Source organism: Pseudolactococcus yaeyamensis, assembly GCF_054658615.1.
Genome location: NZ_BAAGGP010000031.1, coordinates 23,330 through 29,391 on the forward strand (window position 1 = coordinate 23,330; position 6,062 = coordinate 29,391).

Genomic DNA, 6,062 nt, shown 5'->3' on the forward strand with positions numbered 1-6,062 from the left:
ACAACCTCCCTATTTTAGCCATTCAGGCCATTTCTTCAATAATTTTTGTAAGGCACGAGCGCGGTGTGACACTTGATTTTTCTGCGCCAATGTCATCTGTGCAGCCGTTCTCCCCGTCTCTTCATCGACAAATAAGGGATCATACCCAAAGCCGTCTTCTCCTCTTGGAATGGTCGCGATTGCTCCCGACCATTCTCCCTCAACAACAAGCGACTCTTTTTCAGGCGCTGCGACGACCAAGGTCGTATGGAATTTCGCTTTTCGTTTGTCAGGCAAGACGGCAGTGCTTGCCAGTTCATGTAAGAGTTTGGCATTATTAGCCGCTTCTGTCGCATGATCCCCTGCAAATCTAGCAGACCAGACACCCGGCAAGCCCCCTAATACATCAACCATCAAGCCACTATCATCAGCTAAAACCATTTCACCTGTTAATTCGGAAATTGTTTCAGCCTTCAATCTTGCATTCTCTTCAAAAGTCATACCAGTTTCAGCGACATCTGGTAGTTCAGGAAAATCATTGAGATTTTTAATATCATAGCCTAGTTGGCTAAACATTGCCTTAAATTCTCGCATTTTACCTTCATTGCGTGTGGCAATGAGTAACGTTTGTTGTGTTGGACGTTCAAGATTAACCGTCTCAGAATGTAGGACTTGACCTGCTAACTCAACTGTCAATACCTGACCTAAATGATACTGATAATTCTGCCCCGTCACCTCTCGCAACACTTTGAAAAATAAGTCAATCACATCAGCAGGTGTTTCATCTACTGCGACAATTTTCAATCCTTTTTCAGCTGGAAAATAGTTGAAGAATACTGAGTAAAGAGGAATTTCTAGCTGTTCACCAAAGATATTGTCAATGACGAGCACCCGTTGTTCTTCTAATACATAGGCAAAAATATCTTTAGTCTGGTGTTTATAAATTCTTTTCATAATTTCAATGTCCTTGATTCAATAGGCATTAGTAGCCAATTTTCAGCAATTTCATCAAAAGCTTGACTACTTGCTGTCGTATAATATTGATGTGATTTACTTGCAATTGTACGCTCTCGATTAATCTCAAAGTAATTCAGCAGTACCGAAATATCTCGGACACATTCAGCCCCGCTGTCGATGAGTTTGACCCCTTCTCCCATTACATTTTGAATGATAGGTCTTAACAAAGGGTAGTGTGTACAGCCTAGAATGAGTGTATCAACATGCCCAACTAATGGTTTCAAAGTCTGATAGACGATTTTCTTGGCAACACTTGATGTCGTTTCATTTGACTCAACGATTGGGACAAATTTAGGACAAGCCAAGGATGTCACCATCAAATTAGGCGATAAGAGTTGTACTTTTTTTCGATAAATATCTGATGCGACAGTCATGGCTGTTCCAATCACACCAATACGACCAGTTGTCGTTGCATTAATCGCAGCACTAGCTCCCGGTAAAATTACACCTAGTACTGGAATATCAAGTTGATTCTTGACCTCTTCCCAAGCGACAGCAGTCGCCGTATTACAAGCAAAGACAATCATCTTGACATCTTTTGATAAGAGAAAATTGACCAATTCCCAAGTAAACTGTCGAATTTGCGCCGCTGGCCTTGGTCCATAAGGGGCACGTCTAGAATCGCCGATATAAATGACTTCTTCATCGGGTAACTGGCGCATTAATTCTTTGACCACCGTCAGACCGCCAACACCTGAGTCTAAAAAACCTATTGGGCGATTATCCATCTTACTTACCTCACAAAAACAAAAGCCGAGAAAATCTCAGCTTTTACAGGAATCTCTAAAAAGTGGGTCTCAGTTTTTGAGGGAAAGATGCAAGAACGACAAAGCATACTAGTCTATCTCCTGCAATGAAACCCAAAATCTGAGTTTTTAGAGAGCCCCTTATTAAACTTTATTTTTTCTTATCAGCTTGTTTAGCCGCTGCACGGATTTGACGCAAAACTTGTTGCACTTGTGTTTCGCTTGGTTTACGCCCCATTGAGCTCATCATCGTCCGAACGGCATCTTCATTCAATGGTGGATTTTCCATCAACATCTGTTTCACTTGACGACGGCTCAAGAACAAACCTAAAGCAAATCCACCAAGAGCGGCAACAATCATTAATAAAATAGCAGGTAAAATTGACATTTTTATCTCTCTTCTTTTTTGTTATTCGGTTAATTATATCAAATTTTACATAATCTGTCTATTCTTACTCGAAATCAAAGCCATATAAAGTCGCAAAATAATCTTCCGCCGTTTCCGCTCGCCGAATTTGGCGCGTTGTGCCGTCCTCTTGCAGTAAAATTTCTGCAGACCGGAGTTTGGCGTTATACTGATACCCCATCGAAAAGCCGTGTGCGCCAGTATCATGGATAACTAGTGTGTCACCGACATGAACCTCAGGCATCAGCCTTTGTTTGGCGAATTTATCGTTATTTTCGCAGAGTGAGCCGACGACATCATAAATGTGCGTTTGAGACGCTGTTTCTTTGCCAGCTACGCTGATATGGTGGTAGGCATCGTACATGGCGGGTCTCATGAGGTTGACGGCACTGGCGTCAATGCCGATATAATCACGATAGGTCTTTTTTTTGTGGATAACCTTGGTAATGAGGTGCCCGTGAGGGGCGAGCATAAAACGCCCGAGTTCGGTGAAGATTTTAACCTGACCGAGACCATTAGATGTCAGCACCGTTTCATAAGCCTGACGTACACCATCGCCGATTTTTGAAATGTCGTTTTCAAGGTCGTCAGGCTTGTAATTAACACCAATACCACCAGATAGATTGATGAAATCTAGATCAACATCTGTTGCTTGAACCACTTCTACCGCCAGTTCAAACAATTGTTTAGCCAAAACAGGATAATAGTCGTTTGTCAACGTATTAGAGGCTAAGAAAGAATGAATGCCAAATTTTTTCACACCAAGGGCTTTCAAATCCTTAAAGGCTTGAATCAGCTGATCCTTAGTCATGCCAAATTTTGATTCTTCGGGATTATCCATGATGTCTGTCCCTAAGGCAAAGACACCACCAGGATTATACCTGCAAGAAATTATCTCAGGTATGCTTGTGACATTTTTTAGGAATTCAATGTGTTCATAGGCATCCAGATTGATTGTGGCATCAAGTTTTCTAGCATACTGAAACTCTTGAGCTGGTGTATCGTTAGATGAAAACATGATATCTTGCTTCTCAAACCCGAGTTTGTGAGACATCAGTAATTCTATTTCTGACGCACAATCAACGCCACAATTCTCTTCTTGAAGAATTTTCAAAATAGCCGGTGTTGGTGTCGCCTTTACTGCAAAGTATTCCTTAAATCCTGGATTCCAACTGAAGGCTTGATTCACTGCACGAGCTTTTTCTCGGATAGCTTTTTCATCATACAGATGAAAAGGTGTCGGGTATGCTGCAGTGATTTGGTCAAGTTGTGATGCCGTAACGAAGGGTGTTTTCATGGTTGCTCCTCATATTCTCTCTAACTCACATCTGGTGCTAGTCCATCATTTAACGTTTTTACATAATTATAATTCTGTAAAATCAAACTTCTAGGTAATTTTTCAAGTCTTTCAAGGCACGTTCAGCAATAGCAGTATAGCGTTCTTTTTTATCGCGAATGTGTTCGCCTTCAAGCTCCTTAATAATGCCAAAGTTGACATTCATCGGTTGGAAGTTTTTACTGTTAGCGTGGGTGACATAATAAGGCAGGGCACCAATAGCAGTCGTTTCAGGGAAAACAACTGGCGCTACCTCTTGAAACAATTTAGCTGCATTAATCCCAGCCACTAAACCTGAGGCAGCTGACTCAACATAGCCTTCTACACCTGTCATTTGACCCGCAAAGAAGAGATTGTCTTTCTTTTTAGACTGGAAAGTTTGTGTCAAAAGATTTGGCGAATCCATATAAGAGTTACGGTGCATCACGCCATATCTGACAAACTCAGCATTTTCAAGACCCGGTATCATGCGGAAAATCCGTTTTTGTTCTCCCCACTTGAGATGCGTTTGGAAACCAACGATATTATAAAGACTCGCTGCTGCATCATCTTGGCGAAGTTGCACCACTGCGTAAGGGATACTAGTTTCATAAGTTGTCCCATCTCGTTTAGTTACAGTATAGGTCTCACTCGGATTTTCAAGTCCCACCGGTTTCATCGGGCCAAACAACATGGTCTTAAAGCCACGCGCCGCCATGACCTCAATCGGCATACAGCCTTCGAAATACTTCTCTTTCTCAAAAGACTTGATTTCAGCAACTTCCGCATCCACTAACGCTTCTTGAAAAGCTTGAAATTCCTCTTTAGTCATTGGGGCATTGAGATAGGCAGCTTCACCTTTGTCATAGCGTGATTTCAGGTACACTTTACTCATGTCAATGCTACTGATATCAACAATCGGTGCTGCTGCATCATAGAAATAAAAACCATCCCCATCATTTAAAGCGTGGATTTTAGCCGCTAAATCGTCAGATGTCAAAGGACCTGAGGCAATAACTGTGATCGCATCGTCTGGGATTTCTGTCACTTCTGTTCTGATGACTTCAATCAAGGGATGATTGCTCACTTTTGAAGTCACGAGTTCAGCGAAACCTTCGCGGTCGACTGCTAGTGCGCCACCAGCAGGCACGCGCGTTTCGTCTGCTGAGCTGATGATCAGACTGTCAAGCTGACGCATCTCTTCTTTCAATAGACCAACCGCATTGGTGATTGAATCCCCACGTAGAGAATTTGAACACACAAGTTCCGCAAAATTATTTGTTTTATGTTGTGGGGTTGGTTTAACACCACGCATTTCATAGAGTTTAACGGGAATCCCACATTTAGCAATTTGATAAGCGGCTTCTGATCCAGCAAGACCAGCACCGATAACATTAATATGATTTGACATCTTTAATTTCCTTTCTGCGAATTCACTTTCTGTGAACACTATACGTGAATTCTTAAAACTTGACCTACGCTAACGCTTCGTTCAAGCGAGGCATTCGTGACATTCATCCACTCAAAGGCTTGTTTAGTTTGTTACTATCCATTATATCATGTTAAGTTGAAATTTTTGAGTGAATATGACCAATGCTTGTTACTTCATTTATTTTGATTGCGGATTGAGGTACTATTCTAACCACTATAAACACCATTTTAACCAATCCAAAAAGAACCCACATCAATCTTGTGAGTCCTTCTGTAAACCACAAATATTCGTTTTGAATCCTGCATTACTAGGTGTTTAACGCCCCTTATCTGCGACTTGCTAACTTTTTGATAACTTCTCAATAAGTTAGGCGTTTATTTAATTTTTGTACTGCCTTTTTAAATCTCTAACAGACTTAATTTCTCTGTCAGCTTTTGACTGGCATCGGGATAAAGATGCCCATAAGTCCCTAGTGTCATTTTAATATCATGATGTCCTAGGCGCTTTTGAATGACTAGCGGACTTTCGCCAATAGAAATTAACATTGAAGCATGTGAATGCCGTAATGAGTGTAATTTGATAGGTTGTACATTCGCCTTTATCGACAAACACTTTAACCAAGCACTCCACAGACTATCACACATAAAACTACCGTCTATCTGACAAACATAAGCCATTTCACCGATAGTCCCTTGTTTCTCTCGCCATTCTAAAAGCATTTGTAGCGTTTTGCCGTCAACGCCAACATTTCGCCAATACGCAGACCTGTCATAAACAACAAGCGAAAACCTGTTTTTTGTAACATTTCTGTATGTGTATGAAACGGTAGCGTTACTTCAAACTGTCTGTACTCGTCCATTGTCCAAAACTCAATTTTTTTCTTTTGAGTTTCTCGCAATTTGCCGACTTTGCGCACCCAGTTTTCCGTCATGAGTTCATACACAATCGCACGTTCAAAGATAGAGCTTAAACCTGTTGTGAGCCGATTGACATAGCTGATACTAGCAGGTTTCCCTCGTTGTGTCTTTGTTTTTAACATATATTGCTGAAAGGCGTGAATATCTAAGGCTGACAGTTCACTGAGTTTACGACCATGAAAATAAGTTAATTGTTTACGAAGATTAAAGCTCAAACTTGTAAAAGTTGAAATTTTAACTTGGGTTTCAT

At 41.1% G+C, this 6,062-nt stretch carries 6 protein-coding genes and 1 pseudogene; all 7 read right to left on the reverse strand.

All coding sequences use genetic code 11. From position 1 onward, the window contains the following. Positions 1-9: 9 nt before the first annotated feature. Entirely contained in the window at positions 10-933 is a 924-nt protein-coding gene (locus ACYQ21_RS07640) for a nucleoside-triphosphate diphosphatase (RefSeq protein WP_460057177.1), read from the reverse strand. Beyond that, entirely contained in the window at positions 930-1,724 is a 795-nt protein-coding gene (racE, locus tag ACYQ21_RS07645; RefSeq protein ID WP_460057179.1) for a glutamate racemase, read from the reverse strand. The genes ACYQ21_RS07640 and racE overlap by 4 nt, the downstream gene beginning before the upstream one ends. 169 nt (positions 1,725-1,893) lie before the next feature. Further along, entirely contained in the window at positions 1,894-2,130 is a 237-nt protein-coding gene (locus ACYQ21_RS07650) for a YneF family protein (protein ID WP_460057181.1), read from the reverse strand. A 64-nt stretch (positions 2,131-2,194) separates the two neighbouring features. Further along, the gene (locus ACYQ21_RS07655) at positions 2,195-3,445 is read right to left on the reverse strand and encodes a diaminopimelate decarboxylase (RefSeq protein WP_460057183.1); all 1,251 of its coding nucleotides are present in this window, start codon (positions 3,443-3,445) and stop codon (positions 2,195-2,197) included. Between the two features lie 82 nt (positions 3,446-3,527). Next, positions 3,528-4,874 carry a methylenetetrahydrofolate--tRNA-(uracil(54)-C(5))-methyltransferase (FADH(2)-oxidizing) TrmFO gene (trmFO, locus tag ACYQ21_RS07660; RefSeq protein ID WP_460057186.1) on the reverse strand — a complete coding sequence of 449 codons (1,347 nt, stop codon included), beginning with the start codon at positions 4,872-4,874 and terminating at the stop codon, positions 3,528-3,530. Between the two features lie 419 nt (positions 4,875-5,293). Beyond that, positions 5,294-5,614 carry a tyrosine-type recombinase/integrase gene (locus ACYQ21_RS07665; protein ID WP_460057188.1) on the reverse strand — a complete coding sequence of 107 codons (321 nt, stop codon included), beginning with the start codon at positions 5,612-5,614 and terminating at the stop codon, positions 5,294-5,296. Next, positions 5,605-6,062 (reverse strand): annotated as a pseudogene (locus tag ACYQ21_RS07670) (hypothetical protein); the annotation flags it as partial. The gene ACYQ21_RS07665 and the pseudogene ACYQ21_RS07670, both read right to left, overlap by 10 nt.

Bases quoted from the DNA above. Each gene is read 5' to 3' on its own strand.
- ACYQ21_RS07640 (WP_460057177.1), bottom strand. From the start codon at position 933: ATGAAAAGAATTTATAAACACCAGACTAAAGATATTTTTGCCTATGTA.
- racE (WP_460057179.1), bottom strand. From the start codon at position 1,724: ATGGATAATCGCCCAATAGGTTTTTTAGACTCAGGTGTTGGCGGTCTG.
- ACYQ21_RS07650 (WP_460057181.1), bottom strand. From the start codon at position 2,130: ATGTCAATTTTACCTGCTATTTTATTAATGATTGTTGCCGCTCTTGGT.
- ACYQ21_RS07655 (WP_460057183.1), bottom strand. From the start codon at position 3,445: ATGAAAACACCCTTCGTTACGGCATCACAACTTGACCAAATCACTGCA.
- trmFO (WP_460057186.1), bottom strand. From the start codon at position 4,874: ATGTCAAATCATATTAATGTTATCGGTGCTGGTCTTGCTGGATCAGAA.
- ACYQ21_RS07665 (WP_460057188.1), bottom strand. From the start codon at position 5,614: ATGCTTTTAGAATGGCGAGAGAAACAAGGGACTATCGGTGAAATGGCT.